Here is a 22,363-nt window from a genome sequence, read left to right on the forward strand (position 1 = left end):
GAGGGTGTCCGCCCTCGGCCGCCGGACGGGCTCCTTCCCCGCGCCCGTCCTGGTGTCCCCCCGGACGGAGCGCGGGGGGACAGCGCGCCTGTCCACGGCCGGGGACTCGGCTGCGGCCGGCTACAGCAGCGCCGCCAGGTCGGCCGCCAGGAGGTCCCAGCGCCACCTCTCCTCGACCCAGGCGCGTCCCGCCCGCCCCATCCGCGTGCGCAGCGCCTCGTCGGCGAGGAGGGTGGTCAGGCGGTCGGCCGTGTCGCCGGGGCGGTCGCCGGGGACGACCCAGCCGGTCACCCCGTCCCGTACCGCGTCCGGCGCTCCCCCGGAGTCCCCGGCCAGCACCGGCAGCCCGGTCGCGGAGGCTTCCAGGTAGACGATGCCCAGGCCCTCCACGTCCAGCCCGCCTCGCCGCGTGCGGCACGGCATGGCGAAGACGTCCCCCGCGCCGAAGTGCGCCGGCAGCTCCGCCCACGGGACCGCGCCGGTGAGACGTACGGAGGCGGCCACCCCCGTCTCACGGGCGAGGCGGCGCAGATCCGCCTCGTAGGGGCCGCCGCCGACGATGAGCAGCACGGCCTCGGGTTCGGCGGCCAGGACGGCGGGCCAGGCGCGGATCAGCGTGTCCTGGCCCTTCCTCGGGACGAGCCGGGAGACGCACACGACGACGGGCCGGTCGCTCAGTCCGAGCCGGGCGCGGACCGCGGCGCCGCCCGATCCGGGATGGAAGACCTTCTCGTCCACGCCCGGCGGCAGGTGCACCATGCGGGCGGCGGCCGCCGGGCCGAGCGCGGGCGCGATCCGGGAGCGGGTGTACTCACCGAGGTAGGTCACCGTGTCGGTGGTGTCGCCGATACGCCGCAACAGGCTGCGCGCGCCCGGAAGCTGCGCCCAGCCCGCCTCGTGGCCGTGGGTCGTGGCGACCAGCCGCCGCGCCCCCGCCGAGCGCAGCGCGGGCGCCATGAGACCGAGCGGCGCGGCGGCCCCGAACCACACCGACGTACAGCCGTGGCGCCTGAGCAGCGTCGTGGCCCGGCGCGTGGTGCGCGGGGTCGGCAGCAGCATCGTCGTCGGGTCGCGGTAGACCCGGAACGGCTGCTCCGCGTCGAAGGCCGCGGTCGCCTCGCGGCCCTCGCGGCCCCGCTTCCACGTCGAGGCGTAGACGACGAACCGCTCCGGGTCCAGGCGCAGCGCGATGTTGTGCAGGAAGGACTGGATGCCGCCGGGGCGGGGAGGGAAGTCGTTGGTGACGATCAGGGTCTTGTCCATCGTCGCCGACAGTACCGAACGGCCGGGCCCGCGGCGGACGCCGCCGTACCGGCGAAGTGCGCGGCACGAACCGGGACACAGCGCCCGCGCCGATGGCCCCGGCGCGGGCCTTGCGGGCATAGTGGCCGCTCCGGTGACGACGAGCGGCCCGGCAGGGACCCGACACGACGAGGTGGGCATGGCGGACGCGAGGCGCCCGGGAGCGACGACGGCGGGGGCTCTGCTGGGCTGGGCGGCGACCAGGACGCTGCTGATGCTGTGCGTCACGAAGGTGATCACGCCCCGCACCCTCGACGTGACGACCGACGTGTCGGTGATCTACCAGAACTGGTCCCGGGTCCTGGGCACGGGCGTGTTCCCGCGGTCCGACGTGACCTGGCAGTACCCGCCGGGCGCGGCCCTCGCGATCCTGTCGCCCCGGCTGCTGCCCTCGCTCGGCTACGCGGACGCCTTCTTCGTCATGGCGCTGCTGTGCGACGCGCTCGTGCTGGGGCTCCTGCTGTACGCCTCCCGCCGGGGCGGCCGTCGTCCCGCGGGCGTGTGGGTGTGGGTCGTGGGCGTCCCCCTGCTGGGCCCGACGGTGTACGCGCGTTACGACGTGATGGTGACGGCCGTCGCGGTGGCCGCGCTGCTCGCGGGCGCGGCCCGGCCCCGGCTCATGGGGGCGCTCTCGGCGTTCGGCGCGGTCGTCAAGGTGTGGCCGGTACTCGCCCTGCTCGGCACCCCGCGCGGCGCGCCGACCCGCCGGGCGTGGACGGCGGCGGCCCTCACGGCGGCGCTGCTGCTCGCGGTGTTCGGCCTGACGATGCCCGGCAGCCTCTCCTTCCTGACCGCGCAGCGCGACCGGGGCACCGAGGTCGAGTCGCTGGGCGCGCTCGTCTTCCACGTGGCGCGGCAGTTCGGCTGGTCCGGCGTGGTGCAGTACCACTACGGCTCGATGGAGTTCCTCGGCACCCACGTCGCGCTCGTGAGCACCCTCGCGCAGGTCCTGTCCCTGGTGGCGCTCGGCTGGCTCGCGCTGTGGCGGCTGCGGGCCCGTGTGTGGACCTCGACGACGGTCGCCGACGCGGCCTTCGCGGGGCTTCTGCTGTTCACGACGACGAGCAGGGTCATCAGCCCCCAGTATCTGGTGTGGCTCGTGGGGCTCGGCGCGGTGTGCCTGCTGTACCGCGCGAGCCGCATGGCGTTCCCGGTCGTACTGGTGCTGCTCGCGACGGTCCTGACGTATCTGGAGTTCCCCGTCTACTTCGCCGAGGTCGTGGCGAGCGAACCGGCGGGCCTGGCCCTGCTGCTCGCACGCAACGGGCTGCTCGTCGCGGCGAGCCTGCTGGCCTGCCGCACGCTGTGGCGGCAGACCGTGACCGAGGCGCCGGTGGAGGAGCCCGTGGCCGCCCCCTCGGAGGCCGGGCGGACGGCCGCGGCGGCCGGCTCCGCGTGACCCGGCACGCCCGGGGATCGGGCCGACGCCGACCATCGCGACCGGCTCTTGACGGCGGTGCGGGCGCGCACGGCGGGTGGGGCCGGGCCCGCCCCGTCCTCAGGCCAACTGCTCGCGCAGATAGGCCCGCCAGCGCTTCGTGAAGCGGGCGGTGTCCAGTCCGAGGACCTCGCGCAGGGCGGCGTCCACGGCGCCGGAGCGTCCGTCGTGGACGCCGACCGCGCGGTAGAAGTCACGCAGCGATGCCTCGCCCCACTGCTCGGCGATCATGCGGCAGGCCAGCCAGCCGCTCTCGTAGGCGCGGGCCAGGCGGTCGGGGTCGGTGGCGAAGCCGAAGGCCCCGTCCCCGGGCAGCGCGCGCGGTCCCTGCCCGGCGCGGACCGCCTTCGCCAGTTCGGGGGCGACCTCGGCGGGGGTGCGGCCGGTGCCCCGGTAGCCGGTCCAGTCGGCGAAGCCCTCGGAGAGCCACAGTGGGGTCGCCGAGGAGGTCGAGGAGCGCGTCGCGACGTGGGCGGCCTCGTGGGTGAGGACGAACTGCTTGCCGAAGGAGCCGAGTTCACCGAAGGCCGCGGGGTTGACGGTGACCCGGTCGGCGGGCACCCGCGCGAGGCCGCCGAGCTCCCCGGTGGTGACGGCGGCGATGCCCCGGTAGTCCCCGGGGCTCGCGCCGAGCAGCGCGGCCATCGCGTCCAGGGAGCGCGGCACCACGACGACCAGCCGTCCGGGCCAGTCGCCCGTCCAGGCCCGGCGCACGGCGGGCACGGCCCGGTCGGCGAGGGCCGCGAACTCCCGCAGCCGCTCCCGGCTCTGCCCCACGCCCAGGACGACCGAGGAGCGCCCGTCCACGACGTTCACCTCGCCCTGCTCCCACAGCTGCGGCGGGGACTTCGGCGCGGGCCGCTCCGACGCGACGTACCAGCGCTTCCCGCGCAGTCCGAGGCTCAGCGCGCGGTCCACGGTGACCGGGGCGGCGTCGTAGCCGCGCAGCCGGTAGCTCAGTTCGGCGCGGGCCGAGGCGGTGTGGCCGGTGCGCTTGAGCGAGAGGAGACGGTACGACCAGGAGCTGAACGGGAGGTCGTCGAGGCGGTCGAAGGCGGCGTGCTCGCGTCCGCGTACGGCGCCGGCGCGCGGGTCGGCGGTCGCGAGCCAGTCCTGCTCGTCCCGGTCGAGCACGGCCCGCGCGCGGCGGTCCAGGAGGGCGCGTACGGCCTGTTCGGCCCGGTGCTGCCGGCCCGCTCCCGGTTGCTGCGGCGCCGCGCATCCGCTCGCGCCGAGGAGCAGCACCCCGGCGAGCGCCGCCAGGGGCCCGCGCCATCGCGCGAGCGGGTGTCTCTTGGGTGTTCGACCTGCCACGCGCCGAGAATACGGGCGGCGGGCACGGTGTCGTCGTCCGGTCAGGGCCGGGTGACGGAGGAGACGGGCATCATCCCGACCGGATCGCGCCGGACCGGCGCCCCGGGGTAGGGCGCGTGGATGACCTGTCCGCCGCCCACGTACATCCCGATGTGGCTCGCGTCGGCCCGGTAGGCGACGAGGTCGCCGGGGAGCGCCTGGGACAGCGGGACCCGTCGTCCGGCGTGCGCCTGCGCCTGTGAGGTGCGGGGCAGCCCCACCCCCGCCTGCCCCCAGGCCCACTGCATGAGCCCCGAGCAGTCGAAGGAGGACGGCCCGCTGGCTCCCCACACGTACGGGCTGCCGAGGGCGCGCCGTGCGGCGGCCACGGCGGCCGCCGCACGGCCGGAGGCGACGGCGTCCGCGCCCGGCAGGTCCGCGCGGTCCGCGGAGCCCGCTCGTGAGCCGCGCCGGAAGTCCGCGCGCTGCCGTTCGGTCAGCGAGCCGAGCAGCCGCCTGGCCGCGCTGAGCCGGGCCTCCACGGTGCGTTTGTGGCGGGCCACGTCGGCGCGTCCGCGCTCCAGCGCGGCGAGGGTGCGCCGGGCCTGCGCGCGGTCCTGGGCCAGCGCGCGCCGCGCCTCCTCCAGGGCGTCGAGCTGTCCGGAGCGCACCGCGCCGATCCGCTCCAGCAGTGCGGCCCCGGCCAGGTAGTCGTCCGGGTCGGAGGAGAGCAGCAGGGCCAGGGTGGGGTCGATGCGGCCCGCGCGGTACTGCGCGGTGGCGAGTGAACCGAGCATTCCGCGCATCGTGTTGACCCGCTCCTGGGCGCGGGCGACGGCGTCGGTCGTGGAGTTGAGCCGGTCCCGCAGCCGCCGGGCGCGTTCCTCCGCCTTGTTGTACGCCTCGGTGGCCCGTTCGGCCTCGGTGAGCAGCCGGTCGACCCCGGCGCGGGCGGTCTCCCGGGTGGGGGCGGGCTCGGCGCTGGCGGGGCTCGCGGCGAGCGCGGCCGCGGTGGCCGCCGCCGCCGCGGTCAGCGCGGTGACGCGGGCGCCGCGGTCGGGGCCGAGGGAGGCGGGACGACGATGGGACGCCACGGCGGTCGGTCGCCTTTCGCTACGGACCCCGGCGGGCGCCGGGGAATGCGCGCCGACAGTAGCGGGACGACTACGCCGCGTCCAAAGACCCCGGAGGGCGCCGCCCCCGCGGGACGGACCATCCGCGGCCGTCCTGTCGCAGGTCACGGGCGCGCGGCGGGGCCGGGGCGACCGGCCGCGATTCCCCCGATCGGGCGGGGTGGGACCGGGCGCGCCCCAGGGCCGGGGCGCGGCCGGACACGTGGCCCCGACCGCCGCTCGTACGCCCACGCGCTGCGGTGGCCGAGGGCGTCCGGCTGCTGTCCGGACGCGCTCTCGCGTACGGGTCGGCGCACCCGGCCCGGAACCGGGCGCCCCGCTGCGCGCGGGCGGCTCCCCGGCCTCCGGCGCGCCGAAGGCCCGGACGCGCGACGGTGTGTCGCGCGTCCGGGCCTTCGAGGGCCGGGCGCCGCCCGGCGGGGACTGTTCGGCCCGGCGTCAGATACGGACGCCGAACTGGAAGGGCATGTTGCCGATCGCCTCGTAGCGCACGACCGTGCCGGTGCGCGGGGCGTGCAGGACCTGCCCGTTGCCCGCGTAGAGGCCGACGTGGTGCATGTCGCCGTAGAAGATCACCAGATCGCCGACCTGGAGCTGGCTCTGCGAGTAGATCCGCTGACCGGCGTTGGCCTGGGCCTGCGAGGTGCGCGGGATGGTCGCCCCGGCCTGCGCGTAGGCCCAGGAGGTGAGGCCCGAGCAGTCGTAGGTGCTGGGGCCGGTGGCCCCGAAGACGTACGGCGAGCCGATCTTGGACTGCGCGGCCGCGAAGGCGGCGCCCGCGAGACCGGAGCCCTTGCCGATGTTGGCCGAGGAACCGGTGGACGTCGAGCCGCCGGCGGTGGAGCCACCGGCCGTGGAGCCGCCCGCGGCCTTCAGGGCGGCGCGTTCGCTCGCGCGGTTGGCCCGCTCCTGCTCCTCGGCCATCTTGGCCCGCTCGGCGGCCGTGAGGCTGTTGAGGAGCTTGCGCGCCTCGGCGAGCTTCGCCTTGACCTCGGACTTCTTCTTGCCGAGCTGCTCGCGGGTGTCGGCGAGGTCGGCGAGCTTGCCGGCGGCCTCCTTGCGCTGCTGCGCGAGTTCCCGCTGCTTCGCCTGGACCTTCTTCAGCGTGTCGGTCTGCCGGCCGCTGATCTGGTCGAGGGCGCCGGCCTGCTGGAGGAAGTCGTCCGGGTCCGAGGAGAGGAACAGCTGGAGCGAGGGGTCGATGCCACCGGAGCGGTACTGGGCGGCGGCGACGGCGCCGAGCGCGTCGCGCTGCTCGTTCAGCTGGTCCTGGCCGCGGGCCACCTTGTCCTGGAGGTTGTCGACCTCCCGCTCCAGCTTCTCCTGCTTCTCCTTGGCCCCGTTGAACTTCTCGGTCGCCTGCTCGGCTTCCTCGTACAGCTTGTCGACCTTGGCCTTGACCTCGGTCTTGGTGGGCTTGGGATCAGCGTGCGCGGCCTGCGAGGTGAGGGCCACGGCCGCGGCCGCGGTGGCGGTGAGCACGGTCACACGGGCGCGGCTCGGCTGCTTGGGTCGACGGTGGGACGCCACGAAGGCGAGCTCCTTCTTCCTCCAGCCGCCTACCGAGACACCGGTCGGCGGTGCCCCCCGCCGTCACCCCGGATGGGTGATCAACCGAGCGAAGGTTCGGGCTGACATTAGTGACCTTCCTGTGATCAGTTCAAATCCTCACCGGCAAAAACCTCGTGCTCACGGGTTTCTTTACCCCGCAAGGCACCACCAGTGACGGTGAACTGACCGTGCGTCGCATGATGAAGGCACCAATGGGCACACACCGCACTCCGGTTACAGATGGTACGGACAGAACTCCCGCGACAATACGGGCACATGTGTTCCTCGTCTGCGCGTACGGGCTCTGCCGGGCGTGGCGAGCCGGCGCGCCGGACCGGGACCGGCCCGCGCCCGGACGCGGGTGACGCGGCCCGGGGACCGGCGCGGGGGTGTTCCGGGCGCGGTCGCGGGGGTGTTCCGGACGCGGTCCCGGCGGTGTTCCGGGCGCGGTCGCGAGGGTGGGGCGGCCGGGCCGAATCACCCCAGGTGGCGATGGGCCCTGACGGGCCGTGCGCCTCAGGCCCGTGAGAGCCGCTTCAGGAGCATGGCGGAGGCCACCGGGCGGGCGCCCGCCTTGGCGACGCCGTCGGCCACCTCGCGGTCCGTGGAGACGACCACGACGGGGCGGCCGGGCGGCTCGGCGCGCACGAGCTGACGGATCAGCTCGTCGGCGGTGACCCCGGCCTTGCTGAACAGCACCCGGACGCCGCGCGGCGGGGCGAGCAGCACGGGTGCCGCGAGTTCCGCCCCGTCGAAGACGCAGGTGACCTCCGCGCCGCTCTGGGCCGCGAGTTGCGACAGCCCGCCGAGCAGCCGCAGCCGCTGCTTCTCCAAGGGCATCGTCGGATAGCCGGTCTTGGTCACGTTGTAGCCGTCGACGACCAGATGGGCCTGCGGCAGGTCGAGCAACTGGTCCAGGATCGCCGGATCGTGCTCGGACAGCGCGCGGGCCGCGATGTCCTTGGGCGTCATCCGGCCCGGCTCGTCCGCGTCGACGGTCTCGGCGGGACGCACGGAGAGGGGCGGCAGCGCGAGTTCCCGGCGCAGCCCGGAGGCGGCGTCGAGCACGGTGTCCAGCAGCAGCCGCAGCCGCATGTCCTCGACGCTGCGGCCCTCCCTGGCCGCCCGCCGGCTCGCCTCCAGGGCCGCCTCGACCTCGGCGAGCCGGGCCCGCACCCGGCGGGTCTCGCTCTCGGCGGCGCTCACCTGGGCCTGCCCCGCCGTACGCGCCGACTCGGCCTCGGCGGTGGCCTTGCGCAGCGCCGCCTCCCCGCGTTTGACGTCGCTCAGCGCGGAGCGCAGTTTGCGGTGCAGGGCGTCGGACTCCCGGCGGGCCGTGTCGAGTTCGGCGCGCAGCCGTTCGCTGTCGTACCTGCCGCGCTCCTTGGCCTCGGCCAGTTCGGCGCGCAGGCGTTCCAGTTCCTCACGGGTCGCGTCGTCGATCCGTTCGGCGTCGGCCCGCTGGGCCTCCTCGCCGGCCGCCGCGACCAGCTTGACCCAGCCGGGCGGGCGCAGCACGTAGGCCGCCGCCGCGATGTCGAGCGGGTCGGCGGCGGGCGGCGGGGCGCCGCACTCCAGGGCCTCGCACACCTCGGGCTGGGCGGCGCGCAGCCCGAGGGCGATGCGCTGGCGGAAGGCGGGGTCGCTCTCCACGGCCGCGGCCATGGCGTTGCCCGCGAACTTGGCCCTGCGGGACGGGGTGAAACGGGCGTACTGGCGCAGGGAGGCGGGCAGTTCGGACACCGTGAGCCCGCCGAAGGCGGCCGACACGATGGCCACGACCCGCCGCCTGACCCCTTCGGGCAGCGGCCCTTCGAGCGGCTCGGACCCGCCGTCGGCGCTCCGGGCGCTCTCGGCGGGCCGCTCACCGGCACCGGCCGACGCGCTCCCGCCCGGCCCGTCGGGCGGTCCGGCCTCGGACCGCCCCGTGGAGTCGGCGCGACGCTCCGCCTCGTCGGCGTCCGGGGCGTGGTCGTCCCGTCCCTCCGACGGCGCGGCGGCCTCGGGCCGCCGGTCACCGGCGGCCCCGGGGGGCGCCCCGGCGGTTTCGGCGTCGCCCGTGGCGTTCGCTTCCTCCACCCTTCGTCACCCCATCTCGCCGTGCGGGCCGGCCCTCAGGAGGCCGGGCCCGGCCTGTCCACCAGTTCCACCTGATCCACCGCGTTGCACCAGCGGCAGCGGACCGACTCGATGGTCTCATCGACCACTTCGCGCTCCTCCACCTGCGGTTCCCCGGCAAGGTCGAGATGTACGTACTCGACGACCTTCGACGAACGGGTCACGTCGAACCGCGTGAGGTTGCCGCACAGCGTGCAGCGCCAGCGCGTCGTGTCCGTCGGAAGGGGAACCGTCATCGTGCCCATCGCCTTCTTCGCAGTGGTACCAGTCCTCATTGCCCGTAACCCTACGGCCTGCCGTACCGGACGCGAGCCGGGATACCCGGCGGTGAGACACCAGACCCCGTTCCGCCCGCGAAGTCATGATATGTCCATGATCTCTCTCCGAGGTGGCCGGAAGCGGCGGCTCGCGGCCCGCCCGACAGGCCCCCCGGTCGAGGGGGCCGGGCGCCCCGCCCGCGTGGTGGGCCGCTCGCCGGGCTTCCTCTTCGCGTGGGCCCGGTGGGGGCGCATTAAGGTGGCAGCATCAGCAGGGCCACCGAAGGGGACAGCCAGCCGTGATCACCGCGATCGTGCTCATCAAGACCAGCGTCGACCGGATTCCGGAGATCGCCGAGTCGATCGCCGGGATGGACAGCGTGAGCGAGGTCTTCTCCGTCACCGGTTCCTACGACCTGATCGCGATGGTGCGGGTGGCCCGGCACGAGGACCTCGCCGAGATCATCCCCGGGCGCATCAGCCGGGTGCCCGGCGTCGTCGAGACGGACACCCACGTCGCCTTCCGCACCTACTCGCAGCACGACCTGGAAGCGGCCTTCGCGATCGGTCTCGACTCCTGAACCGCCGCGCCCGTAGGCGGCGGCCCGCGTGGGCGCTCCCGCCCCGCCCGTACACCTGAGCCCCCGGCAGGCGCCGGGGGCTCAGGTGTGCGCGGCCGGTGGCCCCGCCGCTTCGTCTCAGACGGCCGGGACGCAGCGCCCGCCCTCGGTGCGGTAGGTCCACCGCGCCCCGTCGGTCACCAGCTCGCGGACGGCGCCGAGGAACCGCTCGACGTGCTCGTCGGGGGTGCCCGCGCCGAAACTGACCCTGATGGCGTTGAGCGACTGCTCCCCGGCCGCGCCCTCGGGGGCCCCGCACTCGCCGGGCGCCTCGGCCGTCGAGCCGAGCAGGGTGCGCACCAGCGGGTGGGCGCAGAACAGGCCGTCGCGTACGCCGATGCCGTACTCGGCGGAGAGCGCGGCGGCGAAGTGCGAGCTGTTCCAGCCGGAGACGACGAAGGACAGCACACCGACCCGTTCGGCGGCCTCGCCGAACAGGGACAGCACGGTGACCCCGGGGATGTCCGCGAGCCCGGCGCGCACCCGCTCCACGAGCTGCCGCTCCCGGGCGACGAGGCTGTCGAAACCGGCCTCGGTGAGCGCCTTGCAGGCCGAGGCGATCGCGTACGCGCCGATGACGTTGGGCGAACCGGCCTCGTGACGGGCCGCTCCGCCGTGCCACACGACGTCCACGCCACCGTCCTCCCGGCGGCTCACCGAACGGCTGGCGCCGCCGCCGGCGAGGTACGGCTCCGCCTCCTCCAGCCAGTCGGAGCGGCCGGCCAGCACACCGGAGCCGAAGGGCGCGTACAGCTTGTGCCCGGAGAAGGCGACCCAGTCGACGTCCAGCTCCTGCACGGAGACGGGGTGGTGGGGGGCGAGCTGCGCGGCGTCCAGCACGATCCGCGCGCCGTGCGCGTGGGCGACCTCGGCCAGTTCCCGCACCGGCCAGATCTCCCCCGTCACATTGGAGGCGCCGGTGACGCACACCAGGGCGGGGCCGTGGGGTTCGCGCGCGGCGAGGGCGCGTTCCAGGGTGGTGACGGCCTCGGCCGGGGTGCGGGGGGCGTCGAGGTGGGTGACCTCCGCGCCGCGCCAGGGCAGCAGCGAGGCGTGGTGCTCGGTCTCGAAGACGAACACCCGGCACCCGGCGGGCAGACACGCGGCGAGCAGGTTGAGCGAGTCGGTGGTGGAGCGGGTGAAGAGCAGTTCGTCGCTCTCCCGGCAGTCGAGGAACTCGGCGACCTCCACGCGGGCCTTCTCGAACAGGTCGGTGGAGAGCTGCGAGAGGTACCCGGCGCCCCGGTGCACGCTGCCGTAGTACGGGGCGTAGGCGGCGACGTCGTCCCACACCCGCTGGAGGGCGGGGGCGCTCGCGGCGTAGTCGAGGGCGGCGTACTCGACCTCGCCACCGGTCACCAGCGGGACGCGGACATCCCGCCCGAGCACGGACAGAGGCTGACAAACGGTCTGGTCGGCGGCAGCGGTGGAGACAGTCACGGCGAAACTCCCGAAGCGAAGGGGCCCGCGGGCGCGGGAGACCCGCGGGGCGGAGATGAGGAGGAGGCGGGGAAGGGGCGCTCGGCCCTACCGCATTCGCTTGCTCACGAGACTGCTCCCTCGACGACCAGGACCCCTGGTGTCGAGCCCGGCGGGGGGATTCACGGAGAACGCCCCTGAAACGGGCGCGGAGGGGTCCGCGCTTGCCGCAGACCTCGCTGCCTGCGGCCTGGTCTTCACCCGGGGCACCCCGCCACGGACGGAGGGTTGCCGGACAGCGGGCCGGGGCCGTAGTCGCTGTCACTCATGACCTGCCCGGCATCTTGCCATATCGCCTGCGGCGGGCACAGGGGGGTCCGCCATGCGGACGAAAGGATTGTCCTCAAGCGCCGGACGGGCTCGAATAGGAGCCCGTCCGGCGCCCGAGGACCCCACCGGAGGCGCCCACGCCGGCCACCCACCGGACCGCTCCCCCGCCAGACGGCCCCGCCCCCAGCCCGTCCGGCGCAGGACACCGCCGAAGGCGGATCGGGCCTCGTCCCCGCCCGCCCCGCGGGCTCAGGTGTTGGTCGCCCGGACCCACCGCTCCAGCGCCCCCGCCGCCGCGCCGGAGTCCAGGGACTCGGCCGCGCGGGCCATCTGCGTGGCGATCTGTTCGGTGAGCGGGGCCCGCGAGGGGTGGAGGGCGACCAGGGCCGCCGCCGAGTTCAGCAGGACCGCGTCCCGTACGGGCCCGCCCTCGCCCGCGAACAGGCGCCGGGCGACATCCGCGTTGTACGAGGCGTCGCCGCCCCGCAGCGCCTCCACCGGGGCGAGCGCGAGGCCCACCTCGCGCGGGTCGAAGGTCTCCTCGCGCACCTGCCCGTCCCCCACCACCCAGACCCGGGAGGTGGCGGTGATGGTCAGCTCGTCGAGGCCGTCGTCGCCCCGGAACACGAGCGCCGAGGAGCCGCGCGCGGCGAGCACCCCCGCCATGATGGGCGCCATCCGGGCGTCCGCGACCCCGGTGGCCTGGGCCGCGACCCGGGCCGGGTTGGTGAGCGGGCCCAGGAAGTTGAACGTCGTGCGGATGCCCAGCTCGCGGCGGGCGGGCGCGACGTGGCGCAGGGCGGGGTGGAACCTGACCGCGAAGCAGAAGGTGATCCCGGCCTCCTCGGCCACCTCGGCCACCCGCTGCGGGCCCAGCTCCAGGTTGACCCCGAGCTTCTCCAGGACGTCGGAGGCCCCGGAGGCGGAGGAGGCGGCGCGGTTGCCGTGCTTGACGACCTTCGCGCCGGTGCCGGCCACCACGACGGCCGACATGGTCGAGATGTTCACGGTCTTCGCGCCGTCCCCGCCGGTGCCGACGATGTCGACGCTGGGGCCGGGCACCTCGATGGTGCGGGCGTGCGCGTACATCGCCTCGACGATGCCGCTGATCTCCTCGACCGTCTCGCCCTTGGCGCGCAGGGCCACGGCGAAGCCCGCGATCTGCGCGTCGGTGGCCTCGCCGCGCATGATGCGGTCCATCGCCCACGCCGTGTGCGCGGCGGACTGGTCCTGGCCCGCGAGCAGCCCGTCCAGGACCTGGGGCCAGGAGGTGACCGCCGCGGTGTCGCCTCCGACGGGGTGCACAGCGCTCATGGTCGCTCCTGGTGGGTCGTCACGGGTACGGCGTCTGCTCGCCGCACCCAGGGTATCGGCGCGCGCGGACGGCAAAGAGCCCCGTCCAGCGAATGGACGGGGCTCCTGCCGTGGCGTGCTGCGTGACAGCCGGCGATCAGTGGTGGCCGTGGCCGCTGGTGATCTCCCGGTACTCCTCCTCGGTCGGCTTCGGGATCTGCGTCCCTTCGCCGTAGTAGCCCTTGGAGAGCTTGACGCGGGTCTTCTCGAGCGAGGAGACCTTGCGCTCCACCCCGTTCTCGTCGACCGTCGGGCCGAGCTCGGCCGGCTGGGGCTGCTCGTGCGCGGTGAGCGTGAAGCGCTGCTCGGCGCTGAGCGGCTCGTGGACCTCGATGAACTCGCCGTGCGGAAGGCGCTTGATGACCCCGGACTCGCGGCCGTGCAGCACCTTCTCCCGGTCGGCGCGCTGGAGGCCGAGGCAGATCCGGCGGGTGATGACGAAGGCGAGGACCGGGCCGAGGAAGAAGCCGATCCGCACGAACCAGCTGATCGCGTTGAGCGACAGGTGGAAGTGCGTGGCCCACAGGTCGTTACCGCCGCCGATCAGGGTGATGAAGTACATCGTCACCCAGGCGACACCGAGGCCGGTACGGGTCGGGGCGTTGCGCGGGCGGTCCAGGATGTGGTGCTCGCGCTTGTCGCCGGTGACCCAGGACTCGATGAACGGGTAGACGGCCATCGCGCCGAGCACGAGCCCGAAGACGACCAGCGGGATGAACACCCCGAGGACCAGCGTGTGGCCCCACAGGTTGATCTCCCAGCCCGGCATGACGCGGATCAGGCCCTCGGCGAAGCCCATGTACCAGTCGGGCTGGGCGCCGGTGGACACCTGATCCGGCCGGTAGGGGCCGATCGCCCAGATCGGGTTGATCGAGGCGATGCCCGCGATGGCCGCGATGACACCGAAGACCAGGAAGAAGAAGCCTCCGGCCTTGGCCATGTACACCGGCAGCAGCGGCATGCCGACGACGTTCTTGTTCGTGCGGCCGGGGCCCGCGAACTGCGTGTGCTTGTGGTAGAAGACCAGGATCAGGTGGCCGACCACGAGGCCGAGCATGATGCCCGGCAGCAGCAGGATGTGGATCGAGTAGAACCGGGCGACGAAGTCGCCGCCGGGGAACTCCCCGCCGAACAGGAACATCGAGATGTACGTGCCGACGATCGGCACGGACAGGATCGCGCCCTGCGTGAAGCGGACACCGGTGCCGGAGAGCAGGTCGTCCGGGAGCGAGTAGCCGGTGAACCCGGTGAACATGCCCAGGGCGAACAGCAGGAAGCCGAACAGCCAGTTGACCTCGCGCGGCTTGCGGAAGGCGCCCGTGAAGAAGACGCGCATCATGTGCACGAACATCGCGGCGAGGAAGATCAGTGCGGCCCAGTGGTGGATCTGCCGGATGAGCAGACCGCCGCGGACCTGGAAGCTGATGTCGAGCGTGGAGGAGAACGCCTCCGACATCATCTGGCCCTGCATCGGGATGTACGGGCCGTGGTACTCCACCTCGTTCATGCTCGGGTGGAAGAACAGCGTCAGGTACACACCCGTGAGGATGATGATGATGAAGCTGTAGAGGCAGATCTCGCCCAGCATGAAGCTCGGGTGGTCCGGGAAGATCTTGCGCATGTTGGCCTTGGCCAGGCCGTAGATGCCCAGCCGGCCGTCCGCCCAGTCGGCGACCCGTTCACCCACGGGGGCCTGACGGCGGTCCGGCGCGTCGACGCCGGGTGCGTGCGTGGTCTCGGTGCTCATCCGCGCTCCCAGAAGGCAGGACCGACGGGCTGGTCGAAGTCGCCGAGCGCTTCGAGGTAGCCGTCCTCGTTCACAGCGATCCTCAGCTGCGGCAGCGGGTGGCCGGCCGGACCGAAGATCACTCGGGCGCCGTCGGAGAGGTCGAAGGTGGACTGGTGGCACGGGCAGAGGACGTGGTGCGTCTGCTGCTCGTACAGGGAGATCGGGCAGCCCACGTGGGTGCAGATCTTGGAGAAGGCGACGATACCGTCGTGCGACCAGTCCAGCTCGCGCTTGTCCTTGATGTTGTCCGGAGCGATCCGGATGATCATCAGGGCGGCCTTGGCGATCTGGTTCTGGAAGTCCTCGTCGTGCTCCTCCAGGCCCTCGGGCTTGGCGAAGGTCAGCGAACCGGTCGCGACGTCCTCGGGGCGCATCGGCTCGTCGGTGTTCATGTTGACGAGCAGCTTGCCCTTGGCCCACAGGGTGGACCGCAGCTTCTTCTCGGGCAGCGGGCCGAGGTCGCGCAGCAGGACGATGCCGGAGAGCGGCACGAGGGACAGCGCGCCGAACATCGAGTTGCGGATCAGCTTGCGGCGGCCGAGGACCGATTCCTTGGCGCCCTGCTTGAAGTCGGCGAGAACCTTCGCCTTGACCTCGGGGTCCGCCTCGATCCCGTGCCGCTCGTCGACCAGCTCGACGTCCGACATCAGCGTGCGCGCCCAGTGGACGGCGCCGGCGCCGATGCAGAACAGCGCGAGGCCCAGGGTCAGGCCCAGGGAGAAGTTCAGCGCGCTGACGTGACCGAACGGGAAGATGTAGACGATCTTGCTCGGCTTGAAGATCACGTACGAGGCGATGAACCCGGCCGTGGCGAGCATGGACAGGGTGAACAGGAAGGCGACCACGCGCTCGCTGCGCTTGGCGGCCTGCTCGTCCAGGTCCTGGATGCGGTGCTCGTGGGGCGGCAGCCCCGGGTCGGCGAAGGGGTTCTTCGCCAGCTCGGCCGAGTGACCCTCGGCGCCCTGCTCTGCCGGCAGGTTCTCTTCAGGATTCTCTTGGCTGCTCATGACTTCTTGGCCTTTGCGGTCCGGACGGCAACCCAGGTGGCGACGGCGATCATCGCGCCGAGCCCGAAGATCCAGGCGAACAGACCTTCACTGACGGGGCCGAGACCACCGAGGCTCAGGCCGCCGGGGGAGGCGGTGTTGTCGCCGTTGACCTCTTTGACGTACGCGATGATCTGCTTCTTCTGCTTCTCCGGCATGGTGGTGTCGGGGAAGGAAGGCATGTTCTGCGGGCCGGTCTGCATGGCCTCGTAGATGTGCTTCGGGTCGACACCCTCCAGCGAGGGAGCGGATTTGCCGTGCGTCAGCGCTCCGCCCTCACCGGTGAAGTTGTGGCACTGGGCGCAGTTGGTACGGAACAGTTCGCCGCCCTTGGCGATGTTGGCGCCCTGGGGGTCGTACTGGTCCTTCGTCGGAACGGACGGGCCCGCTCCGAGGGAGGAGACGTACGCGGCGAGCTGGTCGATCTCGGCCTGCGAGTAGATGACCTTCTTCTTGGGCGCCTGGGCGCCCTGCTGCTGGAGCGGCATACGCCCGGTGCCGACCTGGAAGTCGACAGCCGCGGCGCCCACGCCGACCAGCTGAGGCCCGTCGCTGGTGCCCTGACCGCCGGTTCCGTGGCAGCTTGCGCAGCCGACGGCGTAGATCTTCTTGCCCTCGTCGATCGCGAGGGACTGGGCGGATTCCTCAGCCTGTGCCTTGTCCGCGGGTGCGAACGCGGCGTACAGCCCCCCGGTGGCCGCCAGCGCGAGGAGTAGGACGACGACCGCCGCCAGCGGATGGCGTCGTCGTACGGAGAGCTTTTTCACGGATTACCCCGGTGTCAGGATCTTCTGCGTCGATGCTTGCAGGATGTGGGCGATCTCGCCCGGTTACTTGATCAGGTAGATCGTGGCGAAGAGGCCGATCCAGACGACATCGACGAAGTGCCAGTAGTAGGACACGACGATGGCCGCAGTGGCCTGATGATGTGTGAACCTCTTGGCCGCGTAGGTCCGGCCCAGGACCATCAGGAAGGCGATGAGCCCGCCTGTCACGTGCAGTCCGTGGAAACCGGTGGTCAGGTAGAAGACGGAGCCGTACGGGTCCGAGGACAGGGAAAGTCCGTCCTCCTTCACCAGTTCCGTGTATTCGAAGATCTGACCTCCGATGAAGATCGCGCCCATCACGAAGGTCACCGAGAACCAGGACCGCAGCTTCTTCACGTCACCTCGCTCGGCGGCGAACACGCCGAGCTGGCAGGTGAGAGAGGACGCCACGAGGATGGCGGTGTTGGTACCCGAGAACGGAACGTTCAGCGAGTCCGCCATTTCCTTCCAGTGAGTCGGTCCGGTCACCGATCGCAGGGTGAAGTACATCGCGAAGAGGGCCGCGAAGAACATCAGCTCGGAACTCAGCCAGATGACTGTTCCCACGCTGGTGAGGTTCGGTCGATTGACCGACGGGTGCGCGTGCCCGGTTTCTACTGTCGTTGCTGTCGCCACGACCGACATTATGTCGGTCGCTTATCCCGCCCTCACTCCCGGGGGTGCCGTTCGGTGTGTCCGCCCTCTGTGCCGGGCCCGAACGGCCCATCGTTGAGCTGTTCACAGCGGTGTTGACGGGGTGTCGGACGGAGTAGCATCCGGCCCACCGGGGCCCGGACGCACTGGTTCTGGCCCGTTCCGCCGAATGCCCGTACCGATGCATGGAGGAACAGATGCAGCCGACCGCGACCGTGCTGGTCTACAGCGACAACGCCGACACCCGCGTCCAGGTCAGGCTGGCCGTCGGCCGCAGGCCCGCGGCCGACGTCCCCGAGGTGCGGTTCGTGGAGTGCGCGACGCTCCCCGCGGTCCTGGAGGAACTGGATCGTGGCGGGGTGGACGTGTGCGTCCTGGACGGGGAGGCCGCCCCGGCGGGCGGTATGGGGGTGTGCCGGCAGATCAAGGACGAGGTCTTCCGCTGCCCGCCGGTCCTGCTGCTCATGGGCCGTCCGCAGGACGCCTGGCTGGCCACGTGGAGCCGCGCCGAGGCGGCGGTCACTCTTCCGGTGGAACCCGTGGAGTTCGCCGAGACCCTCGCGGGGCTGCTGCGGGCCCGGCCGGCCGTCGGGGCGGCCTGAGCCCCTCCCGGTCACGTGCGAAGCGCTCAGCGGCCCGTCTGCGGGCCGCTGAGCGCTTCGTACGTCCGTGGGCGGAGGCGGGCGTGTCCTGTGCCGTCCGGTGCCGTTCGCACTGCCCCCGGGTCACACGCCCGGTCGCAGCCTGGCCGGTTCCACGGCGCCGGGGGCGGTGTTGTGGCCGCTGCCCCTGAGGGCGCTGCCCTCCTGCCACTTCTTCCAGCTCAGGTTCCAGTCGCCGAAGCCGTTGTCGAAGGGGGTCATGCGCTCCCCGTCACTGCCGACCACCTCGACGATGTCTCCGCGCTGGACGGTGTCGAAGAAGCGGTGGGCGTTCTCCGTGCTCATGCCCACACAGCCGTGACTCGTGTTCGCGGAGCCCTGCGAGCCCACCGACCACGGCGCGGCGTGCACATATTCGCCGCTCCATGTCACCCGGGTGGCCCAGTAGACCGGCAGGTCGTAGGACTCGGAGCTGCCCGCGGCTATCCCGACGCTGCCGCTGCGCATCCGTACGAAGGACTCCTTGCCGAGGATCACCTTGATGCCGTTGCGGGTGTCGAAGCCGGGCTTGCCGGTGGTGACCGGGAAGCTCTCGACGACCTTTCCGTTGCGGCGCACCGTCATGTCGTGGTTGGCGGAGTCGACCACGGCCTCTATGCGGTCGCCGAAGCTCAGCGTCAGCGGCGCCGAGGGGCCGCCGCGCAGGTCGCCGGTGACCTTGACCCCGTCGAGGTTGCTGCTCAGCCGCACCTTGGAGCGGGCCGGCCAGTACGTCTTGGGGCGGTAGTGCAGGTTCTTGGAGTCCACCCAGTACCACGAGCCCTGGACCGCGGGGCTCGACTCCACCTGGAGGGAGCGCTCGACGACGGCCCGGGACGCCTTGTCCTTCACGGGGGCGCTGAGCGTGGCGGTGAGGGGCTGTCCCACGCCGTAGGTGCCCTTCTCGGGCCCGAAGCTGACCTTCAGCCGCTTCTTCCCCGCGTCGCCGGTCCGCATCTGGAGCGTCTTGCGGCCGGGGTCGCCGTCGCTGTTCTCGGTGGAGACGCGCACCGTGTACTGGGCGTTCGCGGCCAGCGGGCTGGTGCTGTGCCAGCGGGCCCCGTCCGCCGAGAGCGCTCCGGCGAGGTGCCGGCCGAGGGAGTCGGTCGCCGACACGTCGGTGATCCGGCTCTCCCCGCCCTTGGTGACGATCTCCAGCGGCTTGTCGGGGTCGGCCTCCTTGCTGCCCGAGGGGGCGTTGAAGGCGACCTGGCCGGCGGCGTCGTAGGGCCGGCCTGCGAGGGGGTGGCCTCCGGAGTCTCCACAGGCCGTGGCACCGACACCGAGGGCGGCCACCAGGACTGTGCAGCTCAGTACCGTGCGGGTTCGCGGTGAGTGGCTCATAGACCACAAGGTAGGGACATATCGGTCCGTCGGCGCGTCTGTTGAGCCGTTCGAGCGTACGCGGACGGGGCAGAACGAAGGGCCCGGACGCGCCGTACGGCGTGTCCGGGCCCTCGCGGGTACGGCGTGTGCTACTGGTTCTGGTCCGCTCCGCGGTAGTACTCGAAGACCCAGCCGAAGAGGCCGAGCACGATGATGGGCGCGGAGAAGTAGAGCAGCCACCAGCCGAAGGCCACCGCCAGGAAGGCGAGGGCGCCACCGACGCTCAGCGCGAGCGGCTGCCAGCTGTGCGGGCTGAAGAAGCCCACCTCACCGGCGTCGTCCGCGACGTCGGCCTCCTTGTTGTCCTGCGGGCCGGCGTCGATCCGCCTGGCGGTGAAGGCCAGGTAGTAGCCGATCATGATGCACAGGCCGAAGGCCAGGAAGAGCGCCGTCGTACCGGCGGGCTCCTTGGACCACAGGCCGTAGATGATCGCGATGGCGAGCACGAAGGCGCTCAGCCAGATGAACATCTTCCCCTGGATCTTCACCGTCCGACCTCCTTGCCGCCCACGAGGGCGGTGTCCTTCTGGTCGCCGTTCTCCAGCTGGTCGAGCGCGGCGATCTCCGGGTGGTGCAGGTCGAAGGCGGGGGCCTCACTGCGGATGCGGGGCAGCGAGGTGAAGTTGTGCCGCGGCGGCGGGCAGGAGGTCGCCCACTCCAGGGAGCGCCCGTAGCCCCACGGGTCGTCCACCTCGATCTTCTTGCCGTACTTGGCGGTCTTCCACACGTTGTAGAAGAACGGCAGGATCGACAGGCCCAGCAGGAACGAGCTGATCGTGGAGATGGTGTTCAGCGCGGTGAAGCCGTCGGCGGCGAGGTAGTCCGCGTAGCGGCGCGGCATGCCCTCGGCACCCAGCCAGTGCTGGACCAGGAAGGTCCCGTGGAAGCCGATGAACAGCGTCCAGAAGGTGATCTTGCCGAGCCGCTCGTCGAGCATCTTGCCCGTGAACTTCGGCCACCAGAAGTGGAATCCGGCGAACATCGCGAAGACCACGGTGCCGAAGATGACGTAGTGGAAGTGCGCGACGACGAAGTACGAGTCGGAGACGTGGAAGTCCATCGGCGGGGCGGCCAGGATGACGCCGGTCAGACCACCGAAGCAGAAGGTGATCAGGAAGCCGATGGCCCACAGCATGGGTGTCTCGAAGGACAGTGAGCCCTTCCACATGGTGCCGAGCCAGTTGAAGAACTTCACCCCGGTCGGTACCGCGATCAGGAAGGTCATGAAGGAGAAGAACGGCAGGAGGACGCCGCCCGTCACGTACATGTGGTGCGCCCACACCGTCACCGAGAGGCCGGCGATGGCGATGGTCGCGCCGATCAGGCTGACGTAGCCGAACATCGGCTTGCGCGAGAAGACCGGAATGATCTCGGAGATGATCCCGAAGAACGGCAAGGCGATGATGTACACCTCTGGATGCCCGAAGAACCAGAAGAGGTGTTGCCACAACAAGGCCCCGCCGTTGGTGGCGTCGAATACGTGGGCCCCGAACTTACGGTCCGCCTCCAGGGCGAACAGCGCGGCGGCCAGCACCGGGAAGGCGAGCAGGACGAGCACACCGGTCAGCAGGACGTTCCACACGAAGATCGGCATGCGGAACATCGTCATGCCGGGCGCGCGCATGCAGATGATCGTGGTGATGAAGTTGACCGAGCCGAGGATGGTGCCGAAGCCCGAGAAGGCCAGACCCATGATCCACATGTCGGCGCCGACGCCCGGCGAGCGGACCGCGTCCGAGAGCGGCGAGTAGGCGAACCAGCCGAAGTCGGCGGCGCCCTGCGGGGTGAGGAAGCCACCGACCGCGATGAGGGAGCCGAAGAGGTACAGCCAGTACGCGAACATGTTCAGCCGCGGGAAGGCGACGTCGGGGGCGCCGATCTGGAGCGGCATGATCCAGTTGGCGAAACCGCTGAACAGGGGCGTCGCGAACATCAGCAGCATGATCGTGCCGTGCATCGTGAACGCCTGGTTGAACTGCTCGTTCGACATGATCTGCGTGCCGGGCCGGGCGAGTTCGGCGCGCATCACGAGCGCCAGGACGCCGCCGATGCAGAAGAACGCGAAGGACGTGACCAGATAGAGCGTGCCGATCGTCTTGTGATCGGTCGTGGTCAGCCACTTGATCACCGTGGCGCCGGGGCGCCGCTGCCGGACGGGCGGCTCGCTCACGAGCGCGCCGCCGGTGGCGGCCGCCCTCTGGGATTCGTTGTCGATACTCACAGGTTGTTCGTCTCCCGGTTCTTCTCGTGGCCCGTCTGCTCAATACCGGCCGGGATGTAACCGGTGTCGCCCTTCTCCGCGAGCTCCTTGAGGTGCTGCTTGTAGCGCTCGGGAGAGACGACCTTCACGTTGAAGAGCATCCGGGAGTGGTCGACGCCGCACAGCTCGGCGCACTTGCCGAGGAAGGTGCCCTCCTTGTTGGGGGTCACCTCGAAGGCGTTGGTGTGACCCGGGATGACGTCCTGCTTCATCAGGAAGGGGACCACCCAGAAGGAGTGGATGACGTCACGCGAGGTCAGGATGAAGCGGACCTTCTCGCCCTTGGGGAGCCAGAGGGTCGGGCCGGGGTTGCCGGTCTGGGGGTTGCGTTCCCCGGGGGTGCCCGCGATGAAGACGCCTTCGGCGCCCTTCGGGTACGCCTTGTGGAAGCGGTCCGGGATCGCCTTCAGTTCCTTGGCGTTCGCGGCGTCACCGGTCGCGGCGTCACCGTCCACGTTCTCGATGTAGTTGAAGCCCCAGCTCCACTGGTAGCCGACCACGTTGACGTTGTGGACGGGCTTGTCAGTGAGGTCCAGGAGCTTCGACTCGTCGCGAGCCGTGAAGTAGAACAGGACCGAGACGATGAGGAGCGGGACCACGGTGTACAGCGCCTCAAGAGGCATGTTGTACCGGGTCTGACGAGGAACCTCGACCTTGGTGCGGCTGCGCCGGTGGAAGAAAACGCTCCACAGGATCAGCCCCCACACCAGGACGCCTACGGCGAGGGCGGCAGCCCAGGAGCCCTGCCACAGGGAGAGGATCCGCGGCGCCTCCTCCGTGGTGGGGGTGGGCATACCAAGGCGGGGGAAGTCCTTGTATGTGCAACCGGTAGCGGTTACCAGGATCAGGCCCGCAGTCAGCACCTGCGGCAGCTTCCGCCGCATCGGGCGCCGCGACGAGCGGTCGGAGCCGTTGGGACTCACGTAGCGCCTTCCCGAGAGTCTCGCCCGCGCGGCAATCCGCGGCC

At 71.8% G+C, this 22,363-nt stretch carries 19 protein-coding genes and 1 riboswitch; of the genes, 3 read left to right on the plus strand and 16 right to left on the minus strand.

What is annotated here, in order from left to right:
* Window positions 1–120: 120 nt before the first annotated feature.
* Window positions 121–1,263: a glycosyltransferase family 4 protein gene (locus tag ACFYMP_RS01510; protein ID WP_388848639.1), complete on the minus strand. Its 1,143-nt coding sequence runs from the start codon at window positions 1,261–1,263 to the stop codon at window positions 121–123.
* Between the two features lie 178 nt (window positions 1,264–1,441).
* On the opposite strand from ACFYMP_RS01510, the gene ACFYMP_RS01515 reads away from it, so the two are divergent.
* Complete coding sequence (locus ACFYMP_RS01515; RefSeq protein ID WP_388848642.1) at window positions 1,442–2,701, plus strand: glycosyltransferase 87 family protein; 1,260 nt, start codon at window positions 1,442–1,444, stop codon at window positions 2,699–2,701.
* 99 nt (window positions 2,702–2,800) lie between these two features.
* On the opposite strand, the gene ACFYMP_RS01520 is transcribed toward ACFYMP_RS01515, so the two are convergent.
* From ACFYMP_RS01520 to ACFYMP_RS01540, 5 genes are all read right to left on the minus strand, one after another.
* The gene (locus tag ACFYMP_RS01520; RefSeq protein WP_388848645.1) at window positions 2,801–4,054 is read right to left on the minus strand and encodes a hypothetical protein; all 1,254 of its coding nucleotides are present in this window, start codon (window positions 4,052–4,054) and stop codon (window positions 2,801–2,803) included.
* Between the two features lie 41 nt (window positions 4,055–4,095).
* Complete coding sequence (locus ACFYMP_RS01525; RefSeq protein ID WP_388848648.1) at window positions 4,096–5,127, minus strand: NlpC/P60 family protein; 1,032 nt, start codon at window positions 5,125–5,127, stop codon at window positions 4,096–4,098.
* A gap of 477 nt (window positions 5,128–5,604) precedes the next feature.
* Complete coding sequence (locus ACFYMP_RS01530) at window positions 5,605–6,696, minus strand: NlpC/P60 family protein (protein WP_388848651.1); 1,092 nt, start codon at window positions 6,694–6,696, stop codon at window positions 5,605–5,607.
* Between the two features lie 537 nt (window positions 6,697–7,233).
* Complete coding sequence (locus ACFYMP_RS01535) at window positions 7,234–8,523, minus strand: NYN domain-containing protein (RefSeq protein WP_388849549.1); 1,290 nt, start codon at window positions 8,521–8,523, stop codon at window positions 7,234–7,236.
* 308 nt (window positions 8,524–8,831) lie between these two features.
* A complete protein-coding gene (locus ACFYMP_RS01540; protein ID WP_388849552.1) occupies window positions 8,832–9,071 on the minus strand; it encodes a hypothetical protein in 240 nt (79 codons plus the stop codon).
* A 320-nt stretch (window positions 9,072–9,391) separates the two neighbouring features.
* Between ACFYMP_RS01540 and ACFYMP_RS01545 the strand changes: the two genes are divergently transcribed.
* Window positions 9,392–9,673 carry an Lrp/AsnC ligand binding domain-containing protein gene (locus ACFYMP_RS01545; protein WP_363146061.1) on the plus strand — a complete coding sequence of 94 codons (282 nt, stop codon included), beginning with the start codon at window positions 9,392–9,394 and terminating at the stop codon, window positions 9,671–9,673.
* A 117-nt stretch (window positions 9,674–9,790) separates the two neighbouring features.
* On the opposite strand, the gene ACFYMP_RS01550 is transcribed toward ACFYMP_RS01545, so the two are convergent.
* The 6 genes from ACFYMP_RS01550 to ACFYMP_RS01575 form a co-directional block, all read right to left on the minus strand.
* A complete protein-coding gene (locus ACFYMP_RS01550) occupies window positions 9,791–11,152 on the minus strand; it encodes an aminotransferase class V-fold PLP-dependent enzyme (protein WP_388848655.1) in 1,362 nt (453 codons plus the stop codon).
* A 194-nt stretch (window positions 11,153–11,346) separates the two neighbouring features.
* Window positions 11,347–11,464, minus strand: a riboswitch (SAM riboswitch).
* A gap of 246 nt (window positions 11,465–11,710) precedes the next feature.
* Window positions 11,711–12,775 carry an anthranilate phosphoribosyltransferase gene (trpD, locus tag ACFYMP_RS01555; protein WP_388848658.1) on the minus strand — a complete coding sequence of 355 codons (1,065 nt, stop codon included), beginning with the start codon at window positions 12,773–12,775 and terminating at the stop codon, window positions 11,711–11,713.
* Window positions 12,776–12,911: 136 nt separating this feature from the next.
* A complete protein-coding gene (locus ACFYMP_RS01560; protein WP_388848662.1) occupies window positions 12,912–14,561 on the minus strand; it encodes a cytochrome bc complex cytochrome b subunit in 1,650 nt (549 codons plus the stop codon).
* The gene (locus tag ACFYMP_RS01565) at window positions 14,558–15,610 is read right to left on the minus strand and encodes a Rieske 2Fe-2S domain-containing protein (protein ID WP_388848664.1); all 1,053 of its coding nucleotides are present in this window, start codon (window positions 15,608–15,610) and stop codon (window positions 14,558–14,560) included. Before ACFYMP_RS01565 ends, ACFYMP_RS01560 begins: the two co-directional genes overlap by 4 nt.
* Window positions 15,607–16,416, minus strand: a complete 810-nt coding sequence (locus ACFYMP_RS01570) for a c-type cytochrome (protein WP_388848667.1) — start codon at window positions 16,414–16,416, stop codon at window positions 15,607–15,609. The genes ACFYMP_RS01565 and ACFYMP_RS01570 overlap by 4 nt, the downstream gene beginning before the upstream one ends.
* A 63-nt stretch (window positions 16,417–16,479) precedes the next feature.
* Window positions 16,480–17,100 carry a heme-copper oxidase subunit III gene (locus ACFYMP_RS01575; protein ID WP_388848670.1) on the minus strand — a complete coding sequence of 207 codons (621 nt, stop codon included), beginning with the start codon at window positions 17,098–17,100 and terminating at the stop codon, window positions 16,480–16,482.
* 206 nt (window positions 17,101–17,306) lie between these two features.
* Between ACFYMP_RS01575 and ACFYMP_RS01580 the strand changes: the two genes are divergently transcribed.
* Entirely contained in the window at window positions 17,307–17,711 is a 405-nt protein-coding gene (locus ACFYMP_RS01580) for a hypothetical protein (protein ID WP_388848673.1), read from the plus strand.
* A gap of 123 nt (window positions 17,712–17,834) precedes the next feature.
* Here the strand turns inward: ACFYMP_RS01580 and ACFYMP_RS01585 are convergent, their stop codons facing one another.
* The 4 genes from ACFYMP_RS01585 to coxB all read right to left on the minus strand — a co-directional run bounded on the left by ACFYMP_RS01585 (window position 17,835) and on the right by coxB (window position 22,319).
* Window positions 17,835–19,094 carry an Ig-like domain-containing protein gene (locus ACFYMP_RS01585; RefSeq protein WP_388848675.1) on the minus strand — a complete coding sequence of 420 codons (1,260 nt, stop codon included), beginning with the start codon at window positions 19,092–19,094 and terminating at the stop codon, window positions 17,835–17,837.
* Window positions 19,095–19,225: 131 nt separating this feature from the next.
* Window positions 19,226–19,624: a cytochrome c oxidase subunit 4 gene (locus ACFYMP_RS01590; protein WP_388848678.1), complete on the minus strand. Its 399-nt coding sequence runs from the start codon at window positions 19,622–19,624 to the stop codon at window positions 19,226–19,228.
* Entirely contained in the window at window positions 19,621–21,357 is a 1,737-nt protein-coding gene (gene ctaD, locus ACFYMP_RS01595) for a cytochrome c oxidase subunit I (RefSeq protein WP_388848681.1), read from the minus strand. Before ctaD ends, ACFYMP_RS01590 begins: the two co-directional genes overlap by 4 nt.
* Window positions 21,354–22,319 carry a cytochrome c oxidase subunit II gene (gene coxB / locus ACFYMP_RS01600; protein WP_388848684.1) on the minus strand — a complete coding sequence of 322 codons (966 nt, stop codon included), beginning with the start codon at window positions 22,317–22,319 and terminating at the stop codon, window positions 21,354–21,356. The genes ctaD and coxB overlap by 4 nt, the downstream gene beginning before the upstream one ends.
* Between the last annotated feature and the right edge of the window lie 44 nt (window positions 22,320–22,363).

Origin of the sequence: Streptomyces sp. NPDC007088 (assembly GCF_042869355.1) — a bacterium.
Taxonomy (GTDB): domain Bacteria; phylum Actinomycetota; class Actinomycetes; order Streptomycetales; family Streptomycetaceae; genus Streptomyces.